Below are 22901 nucleotides of genomic sequence, written 5' to 3'. Positions count from 1 at the left end.
TAGGCCCCTTGCTAGATGTAAATAACTTTGAGTATATGAAAATCGGACTCGCTTCGCCGGAAAAAATTCGCTCTTGGTCCTATGGCGAAGTGAAAAAACCAGAAACGATTAACTATCGTACACTCAAGCCTGAAAAAGACGGGTTGTTCTGCGAGCGCATTTTTGGACCGACGAAAGACTGGGAATGCCATTGTGGAAAATATAAGCGCGTACGTTATAAAGGTGTTGTTTGCGATCGTTGTGGTGTAGAAGTTACTCGAGCGAAAGTTCGCCGTGAGCGTATGGGCCATATTGAACTGGCTGCCCCTGTTTCGCATATATGGTATTTTAAAGGGATTCCGAGCCGCATGGGACTTGTCCTAGACATGTCCCCGCGAGCTTTGGAAGAGGTAATTTATTTTGCCTCATATGTTGTTACAGATCCCGGAGATACACCGCTTGAGAAAAAGCAGCTTCTTTCCGAGAAGGAGTATCGTGCCTATCGTGAAAAATACGGAAGCTCATTCCAAGCATCAATGGGAGCAGAAGCCATTAAAAAGCTTTTACAGGATATTGATCTTGAAAAAGAAGTAGAAACATTAAAAGAAGAGCTAAAAACAGCGCAAGGACAACGGCGCGCTCGGGCGATTAAACGCTTAGAAGTGTTGGAAGCCTTCCGTAATTCCGGAAATGATCCAGCATGGATGGTGCTTGACGTACTTCCGGTTATTCCGCCTGAATTGCGCCCAATGGTTCAATTAGACGGTGGCCGTTTTGCGACTTCAGACTTAAATGATTTATATCGTCGTGTCATTAACCGGAACAATCGCTTGAAGCGTTTATTAGATCTGGGTGCGCCAAGCATCATTGTGCAAAACGAAAAAAGGATGCTTCAAGAAGCGGTGGATGCGTTAATTGACAATGGACGCCGTGGCCGTCCGGTAACAGGGCCAGGGAACCGTCCGCTTAAATCTTTATCGCATATGCTAAAAGGTAAACAAGGGCGTTTCCGCCAAAACTTACTTGGTAAACGCGTGGACTATTCTGGCCGCTCTGTAATCGTCGTCGGCCCGAACTTAAAAATGTATCAATGCGGTTTGCCAAAAGAAATGGCGCTGGAGCTCTTCAAGCCATTTGTTATGAAAGAGCTGGTTGAGCGTGGTTTGGCTCATAATATTAAAAGCGCGAAACGGAAAATCGAGCGTGTGCACCCGGAAGTTTGGGATGTATTGGAGTCTGTCATTAAAGAACATCCAGTGCTTTTAAACCGTGCTCCAACTTTGCATAGACTTGGAATTCAAGCGTTTGAACCAACGCTTGTTGAAGGACGGGCAATTCGTCTGCATCCGCTTGTATGTACAGCCTATAATGCGGACTTTGACGGAGACCAAATGGCTGTACACGTTCCGTTATCAGCAGAAGCACAAGCGGAAGCGCGTTTGCTTATGCTGGCGGCCCAGAACATTTTGAATCCGAAAGATGGAAAACCAGTTGTTACTCCTTCACAGGATATGGTGTTAGGAAACTATTACTTGACGATGGAACGCGAGGGTGCGGTCGGTGAAGGAATGATCTTCAAAGATACAGATGAGGCGTTGCTCGCTTACCATAGCGGCTACGTGCATTTGCACACTCGAATTGCCATCCATGCGGGTTCGTTGAAAAATGAAACATTCACAGAAGAGCAAAATCAGAAGTTGCTCATTACAACCGTCGGGAAGTTGATCTTTAACGAAATTCTGCCGAAGTCTTTCCCGTATATTAACGAGCCGACGCAGGAAAATATTGAAGAAAGAACGCCGGATAAATACTTCCTTGATAAAGGTGTAAACGTAAAAGAAGAAATCCGCAAGCGCGAGCTTGTGCCTCCATTTAAAAAGAAAATACTTGGTAATATTATTGCTGAAGTATTTAAACGGTTCAAAATCACGGAAACATCTAAAATGTTAGACCGGATGAAGGATCTTGGATTTAAGTATTCGACAAAAGCTGGTATCACTATTGGTGTAGCCGATATCGTCGTATTGCCGGAAAAGCAAGAAATCCTTCAAGAAGCGCAAACGAAAGTAGATACAGTGTTAAAGCAGTTTAGACGCGGTTTAATTACAGATGAAGAGCGTTATGAACGTGTCATTTCCGTGTGGAGCGCTGCGAAGGATAAAATTCAAAGCAAGCTGATGGAGTCCTTAGATAAGCGTAACCCGATCTTTATGATGAGTGATTCTGGAGCGCGTGGTAACGCCTCTAACTTTACACAGCTTGCAGGTATGCGCGGGTTGATGGCGAACCCGGCGGGACGCATTATCGAATTGCCGATCAAATCATCCTTCCGTGAAGGTTTAACAGTATTGGAATACTTTATTTCCACACACGGTGCGCGTAAAGGACTTGCTGATACAGCATTAAAAACAGCGGATTCTGGTTATTTAACGCGCCGACTTGTCGACGTTGCCCAAGATGTCATTGTTCGTGAAGATGATTGCGGTACAGACCGTGGTATGCTTGTGAAATCACTAACTGATGGAACAGAAGTGATTGTGAAGCTAGAGGAGCGTCTAGTAGGACGCTATGCGCGGAAAACAGTGAAACATCCAGAAACAGGAGAAATTCTAGTAAAAGAGAACGAAATGATCACAGAGGATATTGCTAACGCTATTATTAAAGCCGGCATTGATCAAGTATGGATTCGTTCTGCTTTTACATGCAACACTCGCCATGGAGTATGTAAAAAATGTTATGGCCGCAACCTTGCTACTGGTGCAGAAGTAGAAGTAGGAGAAGCAGTTGGCATTATCGCTGCCCAATCCATCGGTGAACCTGGTACACAGCTAACGATGCGTACATTCCACACAGGTGGGGTAGCAGGAGACGATATCACACAAGGTTTGCCTCGGGTTCAGGAGCTATTTGAAGCGCGTAATCCGAAGGGGCAAGCGGTCATCTCTGAAATTGATGGTATCGTCGTTGCTATTAATGAAACGAGAGACCGTCAACAAGAAATCGTCGTAAAAGGCGAGGTTGAGACACGGACATATACAGCTCCATACAACGCAAGATTAAAAGTTCAAGAAGGAAAGCAAGTTGAGAGAGGTCAAGAGTTGACAGAAGGATCGATTGATCCGAAGGAGCTCCTCAAAGTAAAAGACATCACGGCTGTTCAAGAGTACTTATTGCGTGAAGTGCAAAAAGTATACCGGATGCAAGGGGTAGAAATTAGCGATAAGCATATTGAAGTGATGGTGCGTCAAATGCTTCGCAAAGTTCGAGTCATTGACGCTGGAGACACAGATGTACTCCCAGGTACCTTGCTTGATGTTCATCAATTTACAGATGCGAATATGCAGGTTCTGCTTGAAGGAAAACGTCCAGCTACGGCTCGCCCGGTGCTTCTTGGTATTACAAAAGCGTCACTCGAAACAGATTCGTTCTTATCCGCTGCTTCATTCCAAGAAACGACGCGTGTGTTAACGGATGCAGCTATCAAAGGTAAGCGCGATGAATTGCTGGGTTTAAAAGAAAATGTGATCATCGGTAAGCTTGTGCCAGCCGGAACGGGAATGGCGCGTTATCGAAAAATCAAGCCTGCGGTTAAACAGCATCAGGATGAACAGGTAACAACCAAGTAAATCATGATTTATGGAGTTACCGGCAGGTAAGACCTGCCGGTAACAAATTCATCAAATAAGAGTTGACAATGTCATGTAGAACATGTTAATGTAATAAAGGTGTTCCGAAAACCTGTTGCTTTGGAGGATATGGCATATGTCTTATGAAAAAGTATTACAGGCTCAACAAGTGTTAGTGGGAACAAAGCAAACAATGCGCGCCCTAAAAGAAGGAAGCGCACAGGAAGTAGTGGTTGCCGAGGATGCTGATCCAGCCATTACCACTAAAATTATGGAAGCAGCAAACAAGGCAGGCGTCCCTGTAACAAAGGTAGATTCAATGAAGAAGCTTGGAGAAGCGTGTGAAATCCAAGTAAGGGCAGCAGCTGTTGCGATTATTCGTTAAAACTGTTTTTGTGGATTTTCTACAAAAACTTTGTTTTTGCATAAATAATGAGCCACCTGGATGTGTGGACTTGAACTTATGTGTGAAGGGAGGATTTTTATTATGCCTACAATTAACCAATTAGTACGCAAAGGCCGTACGAAAAAAGTTGTGAAATCTAAATCCCCTGCTTTAAATAAAGGGTATAACAGCTTCAAAAAAATACAAACGAACGTTGCTTCTCCGCAAAAACGCGGTGTATGTACACGTGTAGGTACAATGACGCCGAAGAAGCCAAACTCAGCGCTTCGTAAATATGCCCGTGTGCGTTTATCAAACGGAATCGAGGTAACAGCATACATTCCGGGTATCGGCCACAACCTACAAGAGCACAGCGTTGTATTAATTCGCGGTGGCCGTGTTAAAGACTTGCCGGGTGTGCGCTATCACATCGTTCGCGGTGCATTAGATACTGCAGGTGTGGCTAACCGTATGCAAGGCCGTTCTAAATACGGTGCTAAGAAACCAAAAGCTGCTAAAAAATAATAGATGATGACAATTGAAAAAATAGGATTTTTTTCTTGAAAGGAGGAAAAACTATGCCACGTAAAGGTTCGGTTGCGAAAAGAGATGTATTACCAGATCCAATTTACAATTCGAAACTCGTAACACGCCTCATCAACAAAATCATGATTGATGGTAAAAAAGGAAAGGCGCAAAAAATTCTTTACACATCGTTCGATATTATTCGTGAACGCACTGGCAAAGATCCGATGGAAGTATTTGAACAAGCATTAAAAAATGTAATGCCTGTTCTTGAGGTGCGTGCACGTCGCGTTGGTGGTGCGAACTACCAAGTTCCAGTAGAGGTTCGTCCTGACCGCCGCACAACATTAGGTCTTCGTTGGTTAGTAAACTACGCTCGTCTTCGTGGTGAGAAAACGATGGAAGAGCGTTTAGCAAACGAAATTTTAGATGCTGCAAACAATACAGGAGCATCTGTGAAAAAACGCGAAGATACTCACAAAATGGCAGAGGCAAACAGAGCATTTGCTCACTATCGCTGGTAATCGTATTGCCTTAATGAAACGATGGATCTTTTATGTCCAATGAGGAAAATAGGTGAAGACGATCAGGTGTTGACCTTGTTCGTATACTCACCTATCTTCCTATATTTGCAACTATTTATTAAATTAAGATACTTAACTTATCAAGGAAGGAGAAAAAACCAAGATGGCAAGAGAGTTCTCCTTAGAAAACACTCGCAATATTGGTATCATGGCTCATATCGATGCCGGTAAAACGACAACAACGGAACGTATCCTTTTCTATACAGGTCGCGTTCATAAAATCGGTGAAGTGCATGAAGGCGCTGCTACGATGGACTGGATGGAACAAGAGCAAGAGCGCGGGATTACCATCACGTCTGCGGCGACAACAGCTCAATGGAAAGGTCATCGTATTAACATTATCGACACACCAGGACACGTAGATTTCACAGTGGAAGTTGAACGTTCTTTACGCGTTTTAGACGGAGCAGTAGCAGTACTTGATGCGCAATCTGGGGTAGAGCCTCAGACTGAAACGGTATGGCGTCAGGCGACTACATACGGTGTTCCTCGTATTGTATTCGTTAACAAAATGGACAAAATCGGCGCTGATTTCTTATATTCTGTTAAAACACTTCATGACCGTTTGCAAGCGAATGCTCATCCGGTCCAATTGCCGATTGGCGCTGAAGATCAATTCAATGGCATTATTGATCTTGTTGAAATGTGCGCTTATCATTACCACGATGAATTAGGCAAAAACATTGAGCGCATTGAAATTCCAGAAGATTACCGCGATGTAGCAGAAGAATATCGCGGGAAATTGATTGAAGCAGTAGCGGAGCTTGATGAAGAATTAATGATGAAATATTTAGAAGGAGAAGAGGTTACAACAGAGGAATTAAAGGCAGCAATCCGTAAAGCCACTATTTCTGTTGAATTCTTCCCAGTATTCTGCGGCTCTGCTTTCAAAAACAAAGGTGTTCAGTTAATGCTAGATGGAGTCGTAGATTACCTACCTGCTCCAGTGGACATCCCGCCAATTAAAGGGGTTGTTCCAGATACAGAAGAAGAGACAGTGCGTGAATCTCGCGATGATGCTCCATTTGCAGCATTAGCGTTTAAAATTATGACAGACCCTTACGTTGGTAAGTTGACGTTCTTCCGCGTATATTCTGGTGCATTAGATTCCGGTTCATACGTATTGAACTCGACAAAACGTAAACGTGAACGTATCGGTCGTATTCTACAAATGCATGCGAACCACCGCCAAGAAATTTCTACAGTATATGCGGGTGATATCGCTGCAGCAGTAGGTTTAAAAGATACAACGACTGGAGATACTCTGTGCGATGAAAAAGATCCTGTTATTTTGGAATCGATGACATTCCCAGAGCCAGTTATTCAAATTGCGATTGAACCAAAATCAAAAGCAGACCAAGACAAAATGAGCACAGCGTTGCAAAAGCTTCAAGAAGAAGACCCAACATTCCGCGCGTGGACAGACCAAGAAACAGGTCAGACCATTATTGCGGGTATGGGTGAGCTTCACCTTGATATCATTGTTGACCGTATGCGTAGGGAGTTCAAAGTAGAAGCGAATGTAGGTGCTCCGCAAGTTGCATACCGCGAAACATTCCGCAAGTCTGCTCAAGTAGAAGGTAAATTCGTACGTCAGTCTGGTGGTCGCGGTCAATACGGTCACGTTTGGATTGAATTTACGCCAAACGAAGAAGGAAAAGGCTTTGAATTTGAAAATGCGATTGTCGGTGGGGTTGTTCCAAGAGAGTATATCCCGGCAATTCAAGCGGGTCTTGAAGACGCAATGCAAAATGGTGTTCTCGCTGGATATCCAGTTGTTGATATCAAAGCGAAACTATTCGATGGTTCTTACCACGATGTAGACTCAAGTGAAATGGCATTCAAAATTGCTGCTTCTCTTGCATTGAAAAACGCAGCAACAAAATGTGACCCAGTATTACTTGAGCCAATTATGAAAGTAGAAGTTGTCATTCCAGAAGAATACCTTGGTGACATTATGGGTGACATCACTTCTCGCCGCGGACGCGTAGAAGGCATGGAGGCTCGCGGTAACGCGCAAGTGGTACACGCGATGGTTCCATTATCCGAAATGTTCGGATATGCCACTTCATTGCGTTCTAATACGCAAGGACGCGGAGTATTCTCCATGGTATTTGATCACTATGAAGAAGTTCCAAAGAGCATTGCTGAGGAAATCATCAAAAAAAATAAAGGCGAATAATTGATTTTCTAGCATTGTTCAAGTATAAATACTTATGTAAGACTTGGGAGCAGACATGCTTGCATGTTTGCTTCCAAGCATTCAATATACTTAAAAATTAAAATGAAAATTATTATTTAAGGAGGATATCTATAATGGCTAAAGCGAAATTTGAACGCTCTAAACCACACGTTAACATTGGTACAATTGGCCACGTTGACCATGGTAAAACAACTTTAACAGCTGCAATCACAACTGTTCTTGCGAAACAAGGTAAAGCAGAAGCTCGTGCATACGATCAAATCGACGCTGCTCCAGAAGAGCGTGAGCGCGGTATCACAATCTCAACTGCACACGTTGAGTACGAAACTGACAACCGCCACTATGCACACGTTGACTGCCCAGGACACGCTGACTACGTGAAAAACATGATCACTGGTGCGGCACAAATGGACGGCGCGATCCTTGTAGTATCTGCTGCTGACGGTCCAATGCCACAAACTCGTGAGCACATTCTTCTTTCTCGCCAAGTAGGCGTACCATACATCGTAGTATTCTTAAACAAATGCGATATGGTAGACGACGAGGAATTATTAGAACTTGTTGAAATGGAAGTTCGTGACCTATTGTCTGAATACGAATTCCCTGGCGATGAAATCCCAGTAATCAAAGGTTCTGCGTTAAAAGCTCTTGAAGGTGACGCTGAATGGGAAGCTAAAATCGTTGAGCTTATGAACGCTGTTGATGAGTATATCCCAACTCCACAACGCGACACTGATAAACCATTCATGATGCCAGTTGAGGACGTATTCTCTATCACTGGTCGTGGTACAGTTGCTACTGGTCGTGTTGAGCGCGGTATCTTAAAAGTTGGTGACGTTGTAGACATCATCGGTCTTGCTGATGAGCCAAAATCTACAACAGTTACTGGTGTAGAAATGTTCCGTAAGCTTCTTGACCAAGCAGAAGCTGGTGACAACATCGGTGCACTTCTTCGCGGTGTTGCTCGCGATGAAATCCAACGTGGTCAAGTACTTGCAAAACCAGGCACAATCACACCACACACAAAATTTAAAGCAGAAGTTTACGTATTATCTAAAGAAGAAGGTGGACGTCATACCCCATTCTTCTCTAACTACCGTCCACAATTCTACTTCCGTACAACTGACGTTACTGGTATCATCACTCTACCAGAAGGCGTAGAGATGGTTATGCCTGGCGACAACATCGAAATGACAGTAGAATTGATTGCACCTATCGCGATTGAAGAAGGTACAAAATTCTCTATCCGCGAAGGTGGACGTACAGTAGGCGCTGGCGTTGTATCTTCTATCATTGAATAATCATAGAAAGGGTTTGCTTGAAGCAAACCCTTTTTTATTGTTGAAAATCTATCTGGGCAGCGTTGTCTTCATTACTTGTCTATGACGGAAAGTTGCGTCGCCATCAAAAAGATGAAAATTGTGTTTTGCTATGTTTTGGTTCTCATAAATAATAAAAACTCGTGGTGCTAGATCTAATCGAATCACTTATTGTCTCCATGCTTGTATACATATGATGATATCTATTAAAACTCATGATCGTTTGACTGCAAAAGTAAATCATCATCCGCTCATATGAGAATCAAATCATGTCGATATGAAAGTATTTTCAACATAGACTCAAGAAATAGGGGCCTAAATCTCAATAATGAAATTCAGGCCAATAGGTTTATAAATGTCCCCATTCGTCTACAATGGATTCAGGCATTTTTGACACGCGTTGATAAGCTGTAGCGAAAATCAGTTTTACGATAAAACAATGGATGCAAAGCGAGATTTTGCTTGCATTTCATTATAGATATCTGTATAATATCTAATGTTGGTCTTTGACTGCGATGAAGTGGAAGGTTGCTGACACACCCGGCCGCTTTGCCATGGCGAGTGTGAGGAAATTTCCACGGAGAATGTCTATTTTTAAAATAGGCGAAGAAGGAGGGAAAATAATGGCAAAAGAAAAAATTCGTATCCGTTTAAAAGCTTACGATCATCGAATCCTTGATCAATCTGCTGAGAAAATCGTAGAGACAGCAAAACGTTCAGGTGCAAAAGTATCTGGGCCGATTCCATTACCAACAGAAAGAACTGTTTATACGATTTTACGTGCTGTTCACAAGTATAAAGACTCTCGTGAACAATTTGAAATGCGTACACATAAACGTTTGATCGATATCGTAAACCCAACTCCACAAACTGTGGATTCATTAATGCGTTTGGACTTACCATCCGGTGTCGATATTGAAATCAAGCTTTAATTGTAAAAACGAATTTATAGGAGGTGTGACAAATGACCAAAGGAATCTTAGGGAGAAAAATTGGTATGACGCAGGTATTCGCAGAAAACGGCGATCTAATTCCGGTAACGGTAATTGAAGCGACTCCTAACGTTGTTCTTCAAAAGAAAACAGTTGAAAATGATGGCTATGAAGCAATCCAATTAGGTTTTGAAGATAAACGCGAAAAGTTAGCCAACAAACCGGAAAAAGGTCATGTAGCCAAAGCGAACACTGCACCTAAGCGCTTCATCCGTGAAATCCGCGGTGCTAACGCAGCGGAATACGAAGTTGGTCAGGAAGTCAAAGTTGATATTTTCGCTGAGGGCGATATGATCGATGTAACAGGAGTTTCAAAAGGTAAAGGATTCCAAGGTGCAATTAAGCGCCATGGCCAATCTCGTGGACCTATGGCTCACGGTTCTCGCTATCATCGCCGTCCTGGTTCAATGGGTCCTATTGCGCCAAACCGCGTATTTAAATCGAAAGAATTGCCAGGTCGCATGGGCGGAGAGCGTGTTACAGTTCAAAACTTGAAAATTGTAAAAGTAGATGTAGAACGTAATCTGCTTCTTGTTAAAGGAAATGTACCTGGTCCAAATAAAGGACTTGTTGTGATCAAAAGTGCGGTTAAAGCAAAAGTGAAATAACTTTCTTAAGAAAGGAGGAATTATCCAATGCCAAAAGTAGCATTGTACAACCAAAACGGAGCAACTGTTGGAGAAATTGAATTAAACGATTCCGTATTTGGTATTGAGCCAAATAAACATGTGTTATTTGAAGCAGTGATTATGCAACGTGCTTCTTTGCGTCAAGGAACGCACAAAACGAAAAATCGCGCTGAAGTAAGCGGCGGTGGCCGTAAACCATGGCGCCAAAAAGGTACTGGACGTGCTCGTCAAGGTTCGATCCGCTCTCCACAATGGCGTGGCGGCGGTACTGTGTTTGGTCCAGTTCCACGCAGTTACAGCTACAAGCTTCCAAAGAAAGTTCGTCGTTTAGCTATTAAATCTGCTTTGTCTTCAAAAGTTCTTGAAAATAACATTGTTGTATTAGACAACTTAGCTTTAGAAGCACCAAAAACAAAAGAAATGGTGAAAATTTTAAGCAATCTTTCTGCAGACCGCAAAGCGTTAATCGTAACAGCGGACATCAATGAAAATATCATGCTATCGGCACGCAACATTCCTGGAGTAACAGTGGTTGCTGCTAACGGAATCAACGTGCTTGATGTGTTAAACCACGATAAGCTTGTGATTACAAAAGCAGCCGTGGAAAAAGTAGAGGAGGTGCTTGCATAATGAAAGATCCTCGCGATATTATTAAGCGCCCCGTTATCACTGAAAACTCAATGAATTTAGTGGCTGAGAAAAAATATACATTCGAAGTGGATGTAAAAGCAAACAAAACAGAAGTAAAAGATGCTGTCGAAGCAATTTTTGGCGTAAAGGTTGCGAAAGTCAACATCATGAACTACAAAGGAAAGTTCAAACGAGTTGGCCGTTATAGCGGGCTTACAAACCGCCGTCGCAAAGCGATTGTGACATTAACACCAGACAGCAAAGAGATCGAATTGTTCGAAGTATAAGTTTAACAGAGAAGGAGGGAAACCGACATGGCGATTAAAAAATACAAACCAACGTCCAACGGTCGCCGTGGCATGACAGTTCTTGATTTCTCAGAAATCACAACTGACAAGCCAGAGAAATCATTGCTTGCGCCTTTAAAGAAAAAAGGTGGTCGTAACAACCAAGGTAAGTTGACAGTTCGTCACCAAGGTGGCGGTCATAAGCGTCAATATCGTATCATCGATTTCAAACGCGACAAAGATGGCATTCCAGGACGCGTTGCTACAATCGAGTACGATCCAAACCGTTCAGCGAACATTGCGTTGATTCACTATGTAGATGGTGAAAAACGTTATATTATCGCTCCTAAAAACTTAGAAGTAGGCATGGAAATCATGTCTGGTCCAGAAGCGGACATCAAAGTAGGGAATGCACTACCGCTTGCGAATATCCCTGTTGGTACTTTAGTACACAACATTGAATTGAAACCAGGAAAAGGTGGACAGCTTGTTCGTTCTGCTGGTACATCTGCACAAGTGCTTGGTAAAGAAGGCAAGTATGTTCTTGTTCGTTTAGCTTCTGGTGAAGTTCGCATGATTTTAGGTGCTTGCCGTGCGACAATTGGTCAAGTAGGTAACGAACAACATGAGCTTGTCAATGTTGGTAAAGCAGGACGTGCTCGTTGGTTAGGCATCCGTCCAACTGTTCGCGGTTCCGTTATGAACCCTGTTGATCACCCACATGGCGGTGGTGAAGGTAAAGCACCAATCGGACGCAAGTCGCCAATGACTCCATGGGGTAAACCAACTCTTGGATTCAAAACTCGTAAAAAGAAAAATAAATCCGATAAATTTATTGTACGTCGTCGTAAAAAATAACGGGGTTGAACTACGGTTCTTAAGAACCGTAGAACAATCACGAAGGGAGGTTTATTTATGGGTCGCAGCCTAAAAAAAGGTCCTTTTTGTGATGATCATTTAATGAAAAAAGTTGAAAAGTTAAATGAGACTGGACAAAAACAAGTAATTAAAACATGGTCTCGTCGTTCGACGATTTTCCCACAATTCATCGGTCACACAATCGCGGTATATGATGGACGCAAACATGTACCTGTGTACATTACAGAGGATATGGTAGGACACAAGCTTGGTGAATTCGCACCAACGCGCACATACAAAGGTCATGCTGGCGATGATAAGAAAACAAAACGTTAATGAGAGGAGGCTCATTTATGCAAGCTAAAGCTGTTGCTAGAACAGTTCGTATTGCTCCTCGTAAAGCTCGTTTAGTGATTGATTTGATTCGAGGAAAGCAAGTAGGTGAAGCAGTAGCGATTCTTCGTCATACTCCTAAAGCTGCTTCTCCAATTATTGAGAAAGTATTGAAATCTGCTGTAGCGAATGCAGAGCATAACTATGATATGGATGTTAACAATTTAGTCGTAACAGAGGCATATGTGGATGAAGGTCCAACATTGAAACGCTTCCGTCCTCGCGCAATGGGTCGTGCGAGCGCGATCAACAAACGCACAAGCCATATTACGATCGTTGTTTCAGAAAAGAAGGAGGGATAATCAGTGGGTCAAAAGGTGAATCCAGTCGGTCTTCGCATCGGTATTATCCGTGATTGGGAATCAAGATGGTATGCTGAAAAAGATTATGCGGATCTTTTGCATGAAGACCTTAAAGTGCGTGAGTACATCACGAAACGTTTAAGCGATGCGGCTGTTTCTAAAGTAGAAATCGAACGTGCAGCTAACCGTATCAACATTACGATCCATACTGCTAAACCAGGCATGGTTATCGGTAAAGGCGGCACAGAAGTCGAAGCGCTTCGCAAAGCTCTTAACCAACTAACTGGAAAACGTGTTCATATCAACATTTTAGAAATCAAAAAACCGGATTTAGATGCGAAATTAGTAGCTGAAAATATTGCGCGTCAAATTGAAAACCGCGTATCGTTCCGTCGTGCACAAAAACAAGCGATTCAACGCACAATGCGTGCTGGTGCAAAAGGAATTAAAACAATGGTATCTGGTCGCTTAGGCGGTGCCGATATCGCTCGTTCTGAACACTACAGTGAAGGAACAGTTCCACTCCACACTCTTCGTGCTGACATTGACTATGCAACAGCAGAAGCGGATACAACATATGGAAAAATCGGTGTGAAAGTATGGATTTATCGTGGAGAGGTCCTTCCTGCGAAAAAGAAAACTGAGGAAGGAGGAAATTAATTATGTTAATGCCAAAACGCGTGAAATTCCGTCGTGAACATCGTGGACGCATGAGAGGCCGCGCAAAAGGCGGTACAGAAGTGCATTTCGGTGAATATGGATTACAAGCATTAGAATCTGCTTGGATTACGAACCGTCAAATCGAGGCTGCTCGTCGTGCGATGACTCGTTATATGAGACGTGGCGGTAAAGTTTGGATCAAAATTTTCCCTTCAAAGCCTTATACAGCAAAACCTTTAGAAGTGCGCATGGGTTCCGGTAAAGGGGCGCCTGAAGGTTGGGTAGCGGTTGTAAAACCTGGTAAAGTAATGTTCGAAATTGCGGGTGTTTCTGAAGAAGTAGCACGCGAAGCATTGCGTTTAGCTTCTCATAAACTTCCGATTAAGTGTAAGTTTGTAAAACGTGAAGAAATTGGTGGTGAATCTAATGAAAGCTAAAGAAATCCGTGACCTTACCACTGCCGAGATTGAACAAAAAATTAAATCTTTAAAAGAAGAATTATTCAACCTTCGCTTCCAATTAGCGACAGGCCAATTAGAAAACACAGCTCGCATTCGCGAAGTGCGTAAATCTATTGCCCGCATGAAAACGATCGTTCGCGAGAGAGAGATTGCTGCTAATAAATAAACGCTTGAGAGGAGGTTCGCGACATGAGTGAACGCAATCAACGTAAAGTATACATTGGCCGCGTTGTGTCTGACAAAATGGACAAAACGGTGACGGTTCTTGTAGAAACATACAAAAAACATCCGCTTTATGGAAAGCGTGTTAAATACTCCAAAAAATATAAAGCGCATGACGAAAACAACGTAGCAAAAGTTGGCGATATCGTAAAAATCATGGAAACTCGTCCGCTTTCTGCAACAAAGCGTTTCCGTCTTGTAGAAGTAGTGGAAAAAGCGATTATTCTTTAATGATGTTCGGATGATTGATATAATTCCGAAGGGAGGTTTCGTAAATGATTCAACAAGAAACTCGTATGAAGGTTGCAGATAACTCTGGTGCGCGTGAAGTGCTTGTCATTAAAGTGTTAGGTGGTTCCGGTCGTCGCTATGCGAACATCGGCGATGTTGTTGTAGTGACTGTTAAGGACGCAACACCAGGTGGCGTTGTTAAAAAAGGTCAAGTTGTAAAAGCTGTTGTGGTTCGTACAAAACGTGGTGTGCGTCGCGCAGACGGCTCTTACATTCGCTTTGACGAAAACGCATGCGTGATCATCCGTGACGACAAAAGCCCACGCGGAACTCGTATTTTCGGCCCAGTTGCGCGTGAATTACGTGAAAAAGATTTTATGAAAATCGTTTCTCTAGCTCCAGAAGTGATTTAATGAATAGGAAAAGCCTTTCAAGGAGGTGCGAACTACGATGCATGTAAAAAAAGGTGATAAAGTACAAGTAATCTCTGGTAAAGATAAAGGAAAGCAAGGGGTTGTACTTGCAGCGTTCCCTAAGAAAAACCGAGTGCTTGTAGAAGGAGTAAACATCGTTAAAAAACACGCAAAACCATCTCAAGTAAACCCTCAAGGCGGTATTATTAGCAAAGAGGCACCAATTCACGTTTCAAACGTAATGCCTTTAGATCCTAAAACAGGAACTCCAACTCGCGTAGGCTATAAATTAGTAGATGGAAAAAAAGTACGTTACGCGAAAAAATCTGGTGAAATTTTAGATAAATAATCGTGATGTGAGAAAGGAGGTACTTACATGAACCGCCTAAAAGAAAAATATGTAAAAGAAGTTATTCCTGCTCTTATGAGCAAGTTTAACTATAAATCTGTAATGCAAGTTCCAAAAATCGAAAAAATCGTCATCAACATGGGTGTTGGTGATGCGGTGCAAAACGCGAAAGCATTGGACAATGCTGTTGAAGAGCTAGCATTAATTTCTGGTCAAAAACCAGTTGTCACTCGTGCGAAAAAATCAATCGCTGGTTTCCGTCTTCGTGAAGGTATGCCAATCGGAGCGAAAGTCACATTACGCGGAGAGCGCATGTATGAGTTTTTTGATAAATTAATCTCTGTTTCTCTTCCACGTGTTCGCGACTTCCGCGGCGTATCAAAAAAATCATTCGACGGCCGCGGTAACTATACATTAGGGATCAAAGAACAGCTAATTTTCCCTGAAATTGACTACGATAAAGTCAACAAAGTTCGTGGTATGGACATTGTGATCGTTACAACAGCAAACACTGATGAGGAAGCTCATGAGTTGTTAACATTGCTTGGTATGCCGTTCCAAAAATAATGAATCCCATTTATAAAAAGAGGGAGGCGAAAATGTGGCTAAGAAATCAATGATCGCGAAACAAAAACGCGCACCAAAGTTTAAAGTTCAGGCGTACACTCGCTGCGAACGCTGCGGACGTCCACACTCCGTTTATCGCAAGTTTAAACTTTGCCGTATTTGTTTCCGTGAATTAGCATATAAAGGTCAAATTCCTGGTGTGAAAAAAGCAAGCTGGTAATCAACCCGTGAATTGGGAAGGAGGTAAAACATAATGGTGATGACAGATCCAATTGCAGATATGCTTACTCGCATTCGTAATGCGAACATGGTGCGTCACGAAAAACTTGAAGTCCCTGCTTCGAAAATGAAGAAAGAAATCGCAGAAATCTTAAAACGTGAAGGCTTCATTCGTGATGTCGAATACATCGAAGATAACAAACAAGGTGTTCTCCGTATTTTCTTAAAATACGGTCCAAATAATGAGCGCGTTATTACTGGTCTTAAACGCATCAGCAAGCCTGGTTTGCGCGTTTATGCCAAAGCTAATGAAGTGCCTCGTGTATTGAACGGTTTAGGTATCGCTATTATTTCTACGTCTCAAGGAATTTTAACAGATAAAGAAGCGCGTCAAAAAGGAACTGGCGGCGAAGTGTTAGCATACATCTGGTAATCAGTCTTTTTAAGAATGGAGGTGTCAAGTTATGTCACGTGTTGGTAAAAAACCAATCGAAATTCCTGCAGGTGTAACAGTAACAGTTAACGGCAGCACCGTTACAGTAAAAGGACCGAAAGGCGAATTGACTCGTGCTTTCCATCCTGATATGACAATCACAGTGGAAGACAATATTCTCACAGTTTCTCGTCCAAGTGATGCAAAAGAGCATCGCACTCTTCACGGTACAACACGCAGCTTATTGGCGAACATGGTGGAAGGAGTTTCAAAAGGATACGAGAAAGGCCTTGAATTAGTAGGGGTCGGTTATCGTGCATCAAAACAAGGCAAAAAGCTCGTTCTTAGTGTCGGGTACTCTCATCCTGTTGAAATTGAGCCAGAAGAGGGTCTTGAAATTGAGGTTCCTTCACAAACAAAAATTGTTGTTAAAGGTGCGGACAAACAACGTGTTGGTGAATTAGCAGCAAACATTCGTGCGGTACGCTCTCCAGAACCATACAAAGGAAAAGGTATTCGTTACGAAGGCGAAGTTGTACGTCGTAAAGAAGGTAAAACAGGTAAGAAATAATGCTGCTTAGGTAAATGAAAGGAGTGACGGAAATGATCACTAAGCTTGATAAAAACGCAGTTCGCAAAAAAAGACATGCTCGCGTTCGGAGAAAATTATTTGGAACTGCTGAACGTCCACGCTTAAATGTGTTCCGTTCCAACAAGCACATTTATGCACAAATTATTGATGATGTCAAAGCTGTAACCATTGTTAGTGCTTCTACACTTGATAAAGAGTTCAACTTAGACGCAACTGGAAATGTAGATGCAGCACAAAAAGTGGGCGAATTAGTTGCAAAACGCGCATTAGAAAAAGGAATTAAAAGCGTAGTATTTGACCGCGGTGGATACTTATATCATGGCCGTGTAAAAGCACTTGCTGACGCTGCTCGCGAAGCTGGGTTAGAATTCTAATTATAAAGGAGGGACAGAGATGCGTCGCATTGATCCAAATAAACTTGAACTTGAAGAACGCGTAGTTGCCGTTAACCGTGTAGCAAAAGTAGTAAAAGGTGGACGTCGATTCCGTTTCGCTGCTCTTGTTGTTGTTGGTGACAAGAACGGTCATGTCGGATTTGGAACTGGAAAGGCTCAAGAGGTTCCAGATGCGATTCGCAAAGCGATTGAAGATGCTAAGAAAAACTTGATTACAGTGCCGATCGTTGGTACAACCATTCCTCATGAAGTAGTCGGCCACTTTGGTGCGGGTGAAATCATCTTAAAGCCGGCTTCTGAAGGTACAGGAGTTATCGCAGGTGGTCCAGCTCGTGCAGTACTTGAATTAGCAGGAGTAAGTGACATTCTATCTAAATCCATCGGTTCTAACACGCCTGTCAACATGGTGCGCGCGACAATCGACGGCTTAAAACAATTGAAACGCGCAGAAGATGTAGCAAAATTGCGTGGTAAAACAGTTGAGGAACTGTTAGGATAAGGAGGGAAATACAAATGGCGAAAAAATTAGCGATTACCCTCACTCGCAGCGTGATTGGTCGTCCTGAAGATCAACGTGTCACTGTAAAAACTTTAGGTTTGCGAAAATTGCATCAAACAGTTGTTCATAACGATAATCCAGCGATTCGCGGAATGATTAATAAAGTATCGCATCTTGTGAAAGTACAAGAGCTAGAACAATAATTAGTATAAGGAGGTGCCTCGCGATGAAACTTCATGAATTACAACCAGCACCAGGCTCCCGCAAAGAACGTAACCGTGTGGGTCGTGGTATCGGTTCTGGTAACGGTAAAACGTCTGGTAAAGGTCACAAAGGACAGAATGCTCGTTCAGGTGGCGGTGTAAGACTTGGTTTTGAAGGTGGTCAAACTCCTTTATTCCGTCGTCTTCCAAAACGCGGCTTTACAAACATCAATCGAAAAGAATATGCGATCGTAAATCTTGATACGCTCAACCGCTTTGAAGATGGCACAGAAGTAACACCTGAGCTTCTTTTAGAAACAGGTGTAATCAGCAAGCTGAAAGCTGGTTTGAAAATTTTAGGAAATGGTCAAATTGAGAAAAAATTAACAGTGAAAGCACATAAATTCTCCTCTGCTGCAAAAGAAGCGATTGAAGCTGCTGGCGGTAAAACTGAGGTGATTTAATGTTTCGAACAATCTCCAACTTTATGCGCGTGGGTGACATAAGAAAGAAAATTCTGTTCACCCTCCTTATGCTCATTGTGTTCCGGATTGGGACGTTTATTCCTGTTCCAAGCGTGAACGCTGATGTATTGAAAATGCAAGACCAGTTAAATGTGTTCGGCGTTCTCAATACATTTGGGGGAGGGGCTTTAAAAAACTTCTCCATTTTTGCTATGGGGGTTATGCCTTACATTACAGCATCCATCATCGTACAGCTGCTACAGATGGATGTTGTTCCTAAATTTACGGAATGGTCCAAACAAGGAGAGGTTGGACGACGTAAATTAGCTCAGTTTACCCGCTACTTTACGATTGTGCTTGGCTTCATCGAAGCATTCGGTATGTCATACGGCTTTAACAATATGACAAATGGCATGTTAATTAAAAATCCTGGAGTGCCGACATATTTGCTTATCGCGCTTGTATTAACTGCGGGTACATCGTTTTTAATGTGGTTAGGAGAACAAATTACAGCAAAGGGAGTAGGAAACGGAATCTCCATTATCATCTTTGCGGGTATCGTTTCGGGAATCCCTTCTACTCTTAACCAAATTTACGCCCAGCAGTTTGAAAACGCTGGTGATCAGCTATTTTTAAGAATTGTAACGGTGCTTCTTATCGCTTTAGCTGTGATTGCCATCATTGTTGGAGTCATCTACGTTCAACAAGCGTTTAGAAAGATTCCAATTCAGTATGCAAAGCGATTGGAGGGACGCAGTCCGGTAGGCGGTCACTCTACTCATTTGCCGTTAAAAGTAAATCCGGCAGGGGTTATTCCTGTTATTTTTGCGGTGTCGTTTATTGTTGCACCACCGACAATTGCATCGTTTTTCGGCTCGAATGATGTAACATTGTGGATCAAGAAAACGTTTGATTATACACAGCCAGTTGGTATGATTATATATGTGGCATTAATTATTGCCTTTACGTACTTCTATGCCTTTGTTCAAGTGAACCCGGAGCAAATGGCGGACAATCTGAAAAAACAAGGTGGATATATTCCAGGCATTCGCCCAGGAAGAAACACTCAAGAATACGTAACCAAAGTTCTTTATCGTCTCACATTTGTTGGTTCAATATTTTTAGCAGTAATCGCTGTTCTTCCTGTATTTTTTGTCAAGGTTGCTAATTTGCCAGATTCTGCTCGAATCGGTGGAACGAGCTTGCTGATTGTGATTGGAGTTGCGCTTGAAACCATGAAGCAGCTTGAAAGTCAATTAGTTAAACGACATTACAAAGGTTTCATTAAGTAAAGAGGTTTGCGGGGGAGTTCATTCCCTCTACCTCACTAGAGTTGAGGGGGAACTATGATGAACTTAGTTTTAATGGGATTGCCAGGTGCCGGAAAAGGGACACAGGCAGAAAAAATTGTGGAGAAATATGAGATTCCTCATATTTCAACTGGAGACATGTTTCGAGCAGCTATTAAAGAAAGAACAGCATTAGGATTACAAGCTAAAGAATACATGGATCGTGGCGATCTTGTACCAGACGAAGTTACAATCGGCATCGTTCGTGAACGCTTAAGCAAAGACGATTGCCAAAGAGGATTTTTGCTTGATGGGTTCCCACGAACAGTAGCTCAAGCGGAAGCATTAGAAAGCATGCTAATGGAGCTTGGCCGTTCGATTGATTCCGTTATTAATATTCAAGTAGATAAAGAAATTTTAATGGAACGTTTGACAGGAAGACGCATTTGCAAAGACTGCGGTGCCACATACCATTTAGTATTCAATCCACCTGCCCAATCAGGAGTTTGTGATAAGTGTGGTGGAGAGCTTTACCAGCGTGCAGATGACAATGCCGAAACGGTTGCGAACCGTTTGGAAGTCAATATGAAGCAAGCACAGCCGTTGCTTGATTTTTATCAGTCTAAAGGGTATTTGCACAACATTAACGGACAACAGGAAATTGAACAGGTTTTTGCGGATATTTGTGAATTGCTTGGGGGCTTAAAGTAATGATCATTTGCAAAACCCCTCGTGAAATCGAAGTGATGCGTGAAGCTGGGCGAATCGTAGCTCTTACTCACCAAGAATTGCAAAAACATATTCAGCCTGGAATCACTACTAAAGAGCTTGATCAAATCGCTGAAAAAGTCATTCGCCAGCATGGAGCCACTCCTTCTTTTAAAGGATACAACGGATTCCCGGGCAGCATTTGCGCTTCAGTGAATGAAGAGCTGGTGCACGGCATCCCTGGTAACCGCGTTTTAGAAGAGGGCGATATCATTAGCATTGATATCGGTGCTCAATATAATGGCTACCATGCTGATTCAGCTTGGACGTATCCAGTCGGCCCAATTGCTGACGAAACGAAAAAGCTTCTAGAAGTGACGGAACAATCTTTATATATAGGTTTAAAGGAAGCGAAGCCAGGAGTCCGCTTATCCAATATTTCTCATGCTATTCAAACATATGTAGAAGCACACCATTTTTCAATTGTCCGCGAGTATGTCGGGCATGGAATTGGTCAAAACTTACATGAAGACCCGCAAATTCCACATTATGGCCCGCCAAATAAAGGGCCACGGCTGAAGCCAGGCATGGTATTGTGCATTGAACCGATGGTGAATGCGGGGAGCCGTTATGTAAGAACGCTTGAAGATGATTGGACAGTTGTAACAGTAGACGGAAAAATGTGCGCTCATTTTGAGCATACAATCGCCATTACAGAGACCGGCTATGAGATTTTAACTACCCTCTAATCGAAGGTGAAATCATTGCATACAGGCTCACCATGCCAAATCGGACAAATTGTGTTGATTACACATGGTCGTGAAGCAGGGCAATATGCTGTCGTTGTTGGAATCGTTGATGAGCGGTTTGTTCTGCTTGCTGATGGAAGCAAGCGGAAGTTTGACTTCCCGAAAAAGAAGAATGTCCAGCATATAAAGTTGCTAGACATTATTTCCCCGGAAGTTAAAAACAGCATCCTTGAAACTGGTCGTGTGACAAACGGTAAATTGCGTTATGCATTAATGAAATATGTTACTGATTCGAAGAAGGGAGAGCCGATCCATGGCGAAGGACGATGTAATTGAAGTGGAAGGAACAGTTGTTGAGACATTGCCTAATGCAATGTTTAAGGTGGAGCTTGAAAATGGCCACACAGTGTTAGCACATGTTTCTGGTAAAATTCGCATGCATTTCATTCGTATTTTACCTGGAGATAAAGTTACGGTAGAATTATCTCCATACGATTTAACTCGTGGCAGAATTACGTACCGTTATAAATAATCAGTACTCCGCATGAACAAGGAGGTAAAAAATCATGAAGGTCAGACCATCAGTGAAACCAATCTGCGAAAAATGTAAAGTCATTCGCAGACGTGGAAAAGTTATGGTAATTTGCGAAAACCCAAAACACAAACAAAAACAAGGGTAATTTTTAAGGAGGTGTAAAAATTATGGCACGTATTGCAGGTGTAGATATTCCTCGTGAGAAACGTGTAGTTATTTCTTTAACATACATTTACGGTATCGGTAAACCAACTGCACAAAAAATTCTAGCAGAAGCAGGTGTTTCTGAAGATACTCGCGTTCGCGATTTAACAGAAGAAGAATTAGGGAAAATCCGTGAAATTGTTGACCGCTTAAAAGTAGAAGGAGATCTTCGTCGTGAAGTATCTTTAAATATTAAACGTCTGATGGAAATTGGCTGCTACCGTGGCCTTCGTCATCGCCGCGGCTTGCCAGTTCGCGGTCAAAATACGAAAAACAATGCTCGCACACGTAAAGGTCCGCGCCGCACAGTAGCGAATAAGAAAAAATAATTAGGCAAAGGAGGTACATGAACGAATGGCACGTAAAACAAATACACGCAAACGCCGCGTGAAAAAAAATATTGAATCAGGTATTGCTCATATTCGTTCTACATTTAACAATACAATCGTGACAATTACTGATGTCCATGGCAATGCAATCTCTTGGTCAAGTGCTGGTGCATTAGGGTTCAAAGGTTCTCGTAAGTCTACTCCATTTGCGGCACAAATGGCTGCAGAAGCAGCTGCGAAAGCTTCGATGGAGCATGGTATGAAAACTATTGAGGTAAACGTAAAAGGTCCTGGCGCTGGTCGTGAGGCTGCCATCCGTGCACTTCAAGCTGCTGGATTGGAAATTACAGCAATTAAAGATGTTACTCCTGTTCCACATAATGGATGCCGTCCGCCAAAACGTCGCCGTGTTTAATTTCTCTGTATAGATTTTGTATCCTCTTGTCAATAATGGGATATGATATCGTTTTCTAGCAGAGAAGCTTTACTCATTTAATGCGCACATTCGGGAACTGATTCATGGGGGAATTTCGATTAGACGCATATCGTTTGGTCGGGGTTTCGACGTTTTGAAGGAGGGTATGTATAGATCATGATCGAAATCGAAAAGCCAAAAATCGAGACGGTTGAAATCAGCGAAGATGCCAAGTATGGCAAATTCGTCGTT

Annotated in this window: 36 protein-coding genes; all 36 read left to right on the top strand. The window is 42.6% G+C overall.

What is annotated here, in order from left to right; all coding sequences use genetic code 11:
* The first annotated feature begins 8 nt into the window (after positions 1–8).
* Entirely contained in the window at positions 9–3605 is a 3597-nt protein-coding gene (gene rpoC, locus GGQ95_RS16410; protein WP_159719168.1) for a DNA-directed RNA polymerase subunit beta', read from the top strand.
* Positions 3606–3741: 136 nt separating this feature from the next.
* The gene (locus GGQ95_RS16405; protein WP_183187156.1) at positions 3742–3990 is read left to right on the top strand and encodes a 50S ribosomal protein L7ae-like protein; all 249 of its coding nucleotides are present in this window, start codon (positions 3742–3744) and stop codon (positions 3988–3990) included.
* A gap of 102 nt (positions 3991–4092) precedes the next feature.
* Positions 4093–4515: a 30S ribosomal protein S12 gene (gene rpsL / locus GGQ95_RS16400; protein ID WP_080862218.1), complete on the top strand. Its 423-nt coding sequence runs from the start codon at positions 4093–4095 to the stop codon at positions 4513–4515.
* 53 nt (positions 4516–4568) lie between these two features.
* Positions 4569–5039, top strand: coding sequence for a 30S ribosomal protein S7 (gene rpsG, locus GGQ95_RS16395; protein WP_044744067.1), 471 nt, complete (start codon positions 4569–4571; stop codon positions 5037–5039).
* 163 nt (positions 5040–5202) lie between these two features.
* Entirely contained in the window at positions 5203–7281 is a 2079-nt protein-coding gene (gene fusA / locus GGQ95_RS16390) for an elongation factor G (protein ID WP_044744066.1), read from the top strand.
* Positions 7282–7415: 134 nt separating this feature from the next.
* Complete coding sequence (gene tuf, locus GGQ95_RS16385) at positions 7416–8603, top strand: elongation factor Tu (RefSeq protein ID WP_066150224.1); 1188 nt, start codon at positions 7416–7418, stop codon at positions 8601–8603.
* Positions 8604–9244: 641 nt separating this feature from the next.
* Complete coding sequence (gene rpsJ, locus GGQ95_RS16380) at positions 9245–9553, top strand: 30S ribosomal protein S10 (protein ID WP_003247558.1); 309 nt, start codon at positions 9245–9247, stop codon at positions 9551–9553.
* A 32-nt stretch (positions 9554–9585) separates the two neighbouring features.
* Entirely contained in the window at positions 9586–10221 is a 636-nt protein-coding gene (gene rplC, locus GGQ95_RS16375; RefSeq protein WP_066150227.1) for a 50S ribosomal protein L3, read from the top strand.
* A 27-nt stretch (positions 10222–10248) separates the two neighbouring features.
* On the top strand, positions 10249–10872 hold the full coding sequence (rplD, locus tag GGQ95_RS16370) for a 50S ribosomal protein L4 (RefSeq protein ID WP_044744063.1): 624 nt from the start codon (positions 10249–10251) through the stop codon (positions 10870–10872).
* The gene (gene rplW / locus GGQ95_RS16365; protein ID WP_044744062.1) at positions 10872–11159 is read left to right on the top strand and encodes a 50S ribosomal protein L23; all 288 of its coding nucleotides are present in this window, start codon (positions 10872–10874) and stop codon (positions 11157–11159) included. The genes rplD and rplW overlap by 1 nt, the downstream gene beginning before the upstream one ends.
* A 27-nt stretch (positions 11160–11186) precedes the next feature.
* Complete coding sequence (gene rplB / locus GGQ95_RS16360) at positions 11187–12017, top strand: 50S ribosomal protein L2 (protein ID WP_044744061.1); 831 nt, start codon at positions 11187–11189, stop codon at positions 12015–12017.
* A 57-nt stretch (positions 12018–12074) separates the two neighbouring features.
* A complete protein-coding gene (gene rpsS, locus GGQ95_RS16355; RefSeq protein ID WP_044744060.1) occupies positions 12075–12353 on the top strand; it encodes a 30S ribosomal protein S19 in 279 nt (92 codons plus the stop codon).
* Positions 12354–12370: 17 nt separating this feature from the next.
* Positions 12371–12712, top strand: coding sequence for a 50S ribosomal protein L22 (gene rplV, locus GGQ95_RS16350; protein ID WP_044744059.1), 342 nt, complete (start codon positions 12371–12373; stop codon positions 12710–12712).
* A 3-nt stretch (positions 12713–12715) separates the two neighbouring features.
* Positions 12716–13372, top strand: a complete 657-nt coding sequence (gene rpsC / locus GGQ95_RS16345; RefSeq protein ID WP_044744058.1) for a 30S ribosomal protein S3 — start codon at positions 12716–12718, stop codon at positions 13370–13372.
* A 2-nt stretch (positions 13373–13374) separates the two neighbouring features.
* Positions 13375–13809 (top strand): 50S ribosomal protein L16, encoded by a 435-nt coding sequence (gene rplP, locus GGQ95_RS16340; RefSeq protein ID WP_044744057.1) that lies wholly within the window; start codon positions 13375–13377, stop codon positions 13807–13809.
* The gene (gene rpmC / locus GGQ95_RS16335) at positions 13799–13999 is read left to right on the top strand and encodes a 50S ribosomal protein L29 (RefSeq protein WP_044744056.1); all 201 of its coding nucleotides are present in this window, start codon (positions 13799–13801) and stop codon (positions 13997–13999) included. Before rplP ends, rpmC begins: the two co-directional genes overlap by 11 nt.
* A 23-nt stretch (positions 14000–14022) precedes the next feature.
* A complete protein-coding gene (rpsQ, locus tag GGQ95_RS16330; RefSeq protein WP_044744055.1) occupies positions 14023–14286 on the top strand; it encodes a 30S ribosomal protein S17 in 264 nt (87 codons plus the stop codon).
* Between the two features lie 44 nt (positions 14287–14330).
* The gene (rplN, locus tag GGQ95_RS16325) at positions 14331–14699 is read left to right on the top strand and encodes a 50S ribosomal protein L14 (RefSeq protein WP_044744054.1); all 369 of its coding nucleotides are present in this window, start codon (positions 14331–14333) and stop codon (positions 14697–14699) included.
* Positions 14700–14736: 37 nt separating this feature from the next.
* On the top strand, positions 14737–15048 hold the full coding sequence (rplX, locus tag GGQ95_RS16320; RefSeq protein ID WP_044744053.1) for a 50S ribosomal protein L24: 312 nt from the start codon (positions 14737–14739) through the stop codon (positions 15046–15048).
* 27 nt (positions 15049–15075) lie between these two features.
* Complete coding sequence (rplE, locus tag GGQ95_RS16315) at positions 15076–15615, top strand: 50S ribosomal protein L5 (RefSeq protein ID WP_066150230.1); 540 nt, start codon at positions 15076–15078, stop codon at positions 15613–15615.
* Between the two features lie 34 nt (positions 15616–15649).
* On the top strand, positions 15650–15835 hold the full coding sequence (locus GGQ95_RS16310) for a type Z 30S ribosomal protein S14 (protein WP_066150233.1): 186 nt from the start codon (positions 15650–15652) through the stop codon (positions 15833–15835).
* Between the two features lie 33 nt (positions 15836–15868).
* Positions 15869–16267, top strand: a complete 399-nt coding sequence (rpsH, locus tag GGQ95_RS16305) for a 30S ribosomal protein S8 (RefSeq protein WP_044744051.1) — start codon at positions 15869–15871, stop codon at positions 16265–16267.
* Positions 16268–16298: 31 nt separating this feature from the next.
* Entirely contained in the window at positions 16299–16838 is a 540-nt protein-coding gene (rplF, locus tag GGQ95_RS16300) for a 50S ribosomal protein L6 (RefSeq protein WP_044744050.1), read from the top strand.
* Between the two features lie 32 nt (positions 16839–16870).
* Positions 16871–17233, top strand: a complete 363-nt coding sequence (gene rplR, locus GGQ95_RS16295) for a 50S ribosomal protein L18 (protein WP_044744049.1) — start codon at positions 16871–16873, stop codon at positions 17231–17233.
* A gap of 19 nt (positions 17234–17252) precedes the next feature.
* Positions 17253–17753, top strand: a complete 501-nt coding sequence (rpsE, locus tag GGQ95_RS16290; RefSeq protein ID WP_044744048.1) for a 30S ribosomal protein S5 — start codon at positions 17253–17255, stop codon at positions 17751–17753.
* 14 nt (positions 17754–17767) lie between these two features.
* Positions 17768–17956, top strand: a complete 189-nt coding sequence (rpmD, locus tag GGQ95_RS16285; RefSeq protein WP_044744047.1) for a 50S ribosomal protein L30 — start codon at positions 17768–17770, stop codon at positions 17954–17956.
* Positions 17957–17979: 23 nt separating this feature from the next.
* The gene (gene rplO, locus GGQ95_RS16280) at positions 17980–18420 is read left to right on the top strand and encodes a 50S ribosomal protein L15 (protein ID WP_044744046.1); all 441 of its coding nucleotides are present in this window, start codon (positions 17980–17982) and stop codon (positions 18418–18420) included.
* Positions 18420–19712 carry a preprotein translocase subunit SecY gene (secY, locus tag GGQ95_RS16275; RefSeq protein ID WP_066150236.1) on the top strand — a complete coding sequence of 431 codons (1293 nt, stop codon included), beginning with the start codon at positions 18420–18422 and terminating at the stop codon, positions 19710–19712. Before rplO ends, secY begins: the two co-directional genes overlap by 1 nt.
* Before the next feature lie 57 nt (positions 19713–19769).
* Complete coding sequence (locus GGQ95_RS16270; protein WP_183187155.1) at positions 19770–20420, top strand: adenylate kinase; 651 nt, start codon at positions 19770–19772, stop codon at positions 20418–20420.
* Positions 20420–21166 (top strand): type I methionyl aminopeptidase, encoded by a 747-nt coding sequence (map, locus tag GGQ95_RS16265; protein ID WP_044744043.1) that lies wholly within the window; start codon positions 20420–20422, stop codon positions 21164–21166. Before GGQ95_RS16270 ends, map begins: the two co-directional genes overlap by 1 nt.
* Positions 21167–21181: 15 nt before the next feature.
* Positions 21182–21502, top strand: a complete 321-nt coding sequence (locus GGQ95_RS16260; protein WP_066150243.1) for a KOW domain-containing RNA-binding protein — start codon at positions 21182–21184, stop codon at positions 21500–21502.
* Complete coding sequence (infA, locus tag GGQ95_RS16255; protein WP_003178377.1) at positions 21480–21698, top strand: translation initiation factor IF-1; 219 nt, start codon at positions 21480–21482, stop codon at positions 21696–21698. The genes GGQ95_RS16260 and infA overlap by 23 nt, the downstream gene beginning before the upstream one ends.
* A 34-nt stretch (positions 21699–21732) precedes the next feature.
* Positions 21733–21846, top strand: a complete 114-nt coding sequence (gene rpmJ, locus GGQ95_RS16250) for a 50S ribosomal protein L36 (RefSeq protein WP_000868344.1) — start codon at positions 21733–21735, stop codon at positions 21844–21846.
* Positions 21847–21868: 22 nt separating this feature from the next.
* Positions 21869–22234 (top strand): 30S ribosomal protein S13, encoded by a 366-nt coding sequence (gene rpsM / locus GGQ95_RS16245; RefSeq protein WP_027410257.1) that lies wholly within the window; start codon positions 21869–21871, stop codon positions 22232–22234.
* A gap of 25 nt (positions 22235–22259) precedes the next feature.
* Positions 22260–22649 carry a 30S ribosomal protein S11 gene (gene rpsK, locus GGQ95_RS16240; protein ID WP_066150249.1) on the top strand — a complete coding sequence of 130 codons (390 nt, stop codon included), beginning with the start codon at positions 22260–22262 and terminating at the stop codon, positions 22647–22649.
* Positions 22650–22826: 177 nt separating this feature from the next.
* A partial coding sequence (locus GGQ95_RS18460; RefSeq protein WP_244963778.1) for a hypothetical protein occupies positions 22827–22901 on the top strand: 75 nt, incomplete at its 3' end.

It is taken from the genome of Anoxybacteroides rupiense (genome assembly GCF_014196195.1).
In the GTDB taxonomy this organism is placed as follows: domain Bacteria; phylum Bacillota; class Bacilli; order Bacillales; family Anoxybacillaceae; genus Anoxybacteroides; species Anoxybacteroides rupiense.
This window is presented reverse-complemented; position numbering and strand designations above follow the sequence as displayed.

What these genes read in the sequence shown, in the direction of transcription:
- rpsH (WP_044744051.1), top strand. Translation starts at nt 15,869, where the DNA reads ATGGTGATGACAGATCCAATTGCAGATATGCTTACTCGCATTCGTAAT.
- rpmC (WP_044744056.1), top strand. Translation starts at nt 13,799, where the DNA reads ATGAAAGCTAAAGAAATCCGTGACCTTACCACTGCCGAGATTGAACAA.
- rpsK (WP_066150249.1), top strand. Translation starts at nt 22,260, where the DNA reads ATGGCACGTAAAACAAATACACGCAAACGCCGCGTGAAAAAAAATATT.
- rplD (WP_044744063.1), top strand. Translation starts at nt 10,249, where the DNA reads ATGCCAAAAGTAGCATTGTACAACCAAAACGGAGCAACTGTTGGAGAA.
- rpmD (WP_044744047.1), top strand. Translation starts at nt 17,768, where the DNA reads ATGGCGAAAAAATTAGCGATTACCCTCACTCGCAGCGTGATTGGTCGT.
- rpsE (WP_044744048.1), top strand. Translation starts at nt 17,253, where the DNA reads ATGCGTCGCATTGATCCAAATAAACTTGAACTTGAAGAACGCGTAGTT.
- rplP (WP_044744057.1), top strand. Translation starts at nt 13,375, where the DNA reads ATGTTAATGCCAAAACGCGTGAAATTCCGTCGTGAACATCGTGGACGC.
- rpsQ (WP_044744055.1), top strand. Translation starts at nt 14,023, where the DNA reads ATGAGTGAACGCAATCAACGTAAAGTATACATTGGCCGCGTTGTGTCT.
- rpsS (WP_044744060.1), top strand. Translation starts at nt 12,075, where the DNA reads ATGGGTCGCAGCCTAAAAAAAGGTCCTTTTTGTGATGATCATTTAATG.
- rplX (WP_044744053.1), top strand. Translation starts at nt 14,737, where the DNA reads ATGCATGTAAAAAAAGGTGATAAAGTACAAGTAATCTCTGGTAAAGAT.
- rpmJ (WP_000868344.1), top strand. Translation starts at nt 21,733, where the DNA reads ATGAAGGTCAGACCATCAGTGAAACCAATCTGCGAAAAATGTAAAGTC.
- rpsJ (WP_003247558.1), top strand. Translation starts at nt 9,245, where the DNA reads ATGGCAAAAGAAAAAATTCGTATCCGTTTAAAAGCTTACGATCATCGA.
- GGQ95_RS16405 (WP_183187156.1), top strand. Translation starts at nt 3,742, where the DNA reads ATGTCTTATGAAAAAGTATTACAGGCTCAACAAGTGTTAGTGGGAACA.
- rplF (WP_044744050.1), top strand. Translation starts at nt 16,299, where the DNA reads ATGTCACGTGTTGGTAAAAAACCAATCGAAATTCCTGCAGGTGTAACA.
- rplN (WP_044744054.1), top strand. Translation starts at nt 14,331, where the DNA reads ATGATTCAACAAGAAACTCGTATGAAGGTTGCAGATAACTCTGGTGCG.
- tuf (WP_066150224.1), top strand. Translation starts at nt 7,416, where the DNA reads ATGGCTAAAGCGAAATTTGAACGCTCTAAACCACACGTTAACATTGGT.
- rpsM (WP_027410257.1), top strand. Translation starts at nt 21,869, where the DNA reads ATGGCACGTATTGCAGGTGTAGATATTCCTCGTGAGAAACGTGTAGTT.
- rpsL (WP_080862218.1), top strand. Translation starts at nt 4,093, where the DNA reads ATGCCTACAATTAACCAATTAGTACGCAAAGGCCGTACGAAAAAAGTT.
- rpsG (WP_044744067.1), top strand. Translation starts at nt 4,569, where the DNA reads ATGCCACGTAAAGGTTCGGTTGCGAAAAGAGATGTATTACCAGATCCA.
- rplB (WP_044744061.1), top strand. Translation starts at nt 11,187, where the DNA reads ATGGCGATTAAAAAATACAAACCAACGTCCAACGGTCGCCGTGGCATG.
- rplV (WP_044744059.1), top strand. Translation starts at nt 12,371, where the DNA reads ATGCAAGCTAAAGCTGTTGCTAGAACAGTTCGTATTGCTCCTCGTAAA.
- rplW (WP_044744062.1), top strand. Translation starts at nt 10,872, where the DNA reads ATGAAAGATCCTCGCGATATTATTAAGCGCCCCGTTATCACTGAAAAC.
- map (WP_044744043.1), top strand. Translation starts at nt 20,420, where the DNA reads ATGATCATTTGCAAAACCCCTCGTGAAATCGAAGTGATGCGTGAAGCT.
- secY (WP_066150236.1), top strand. Translation starts at nt 18,420, where the DNA reads ATGTTTCGAACAATCTCCAACTTTATGCGCGTGGGTGACATAAGAAAG.
- infA (WP_003178377.1), top strand. Translation starts at nt 21,480, where the DNA reads ATGGCGAAGGACGATGTAATTGAAGTGGAAGGAACAGTTGTTGAGACA.
- fusA (WP_044744066.1), top strand. Translation starts at nt 5,203, where the DNA reads ATGGCAAGAGAGTTCTCCTTAGAAAACACTCGCAATATTGGTATCATG.
- rplE (WP_066150230.1), top strand. Translation starts at nt 15,076, where the DNA reads ATGAACCGCCTAAAAGAAAAATATGTAAAAGAAGTTATTCCTGCTCTT.
- GGQ95_RS16270 (WP_183187155.1), top strand. Translation starts at nt 19,770, where the DNA reads ATGAACTTAGTTTTAATGGGATTGCCAGGTGCCGGAAAAGGGACACAG.
- rplC (WP_066150227.1), top strand. Translation starts at nt 9,586, where the DNA reads ATGACCAAAGGAATCTTAGGGAGAAAAATTGGTATGACGCAGGTATTC.
- rplO (WP_044744046.1), top strand. Translation starts at nt 17,980, where the DNA reads ATGAAACTTCATGAATTACAACCAGCACCAGGCTCCCGCAAAGAACGT.
- rplR (WP_044744049.1), top strand. Translation starts at nt 16,871, where the DNA reads ATGATCACTAAGCTTGATAAAAACGCAGTTCGCAAAAAAAGACATGCT.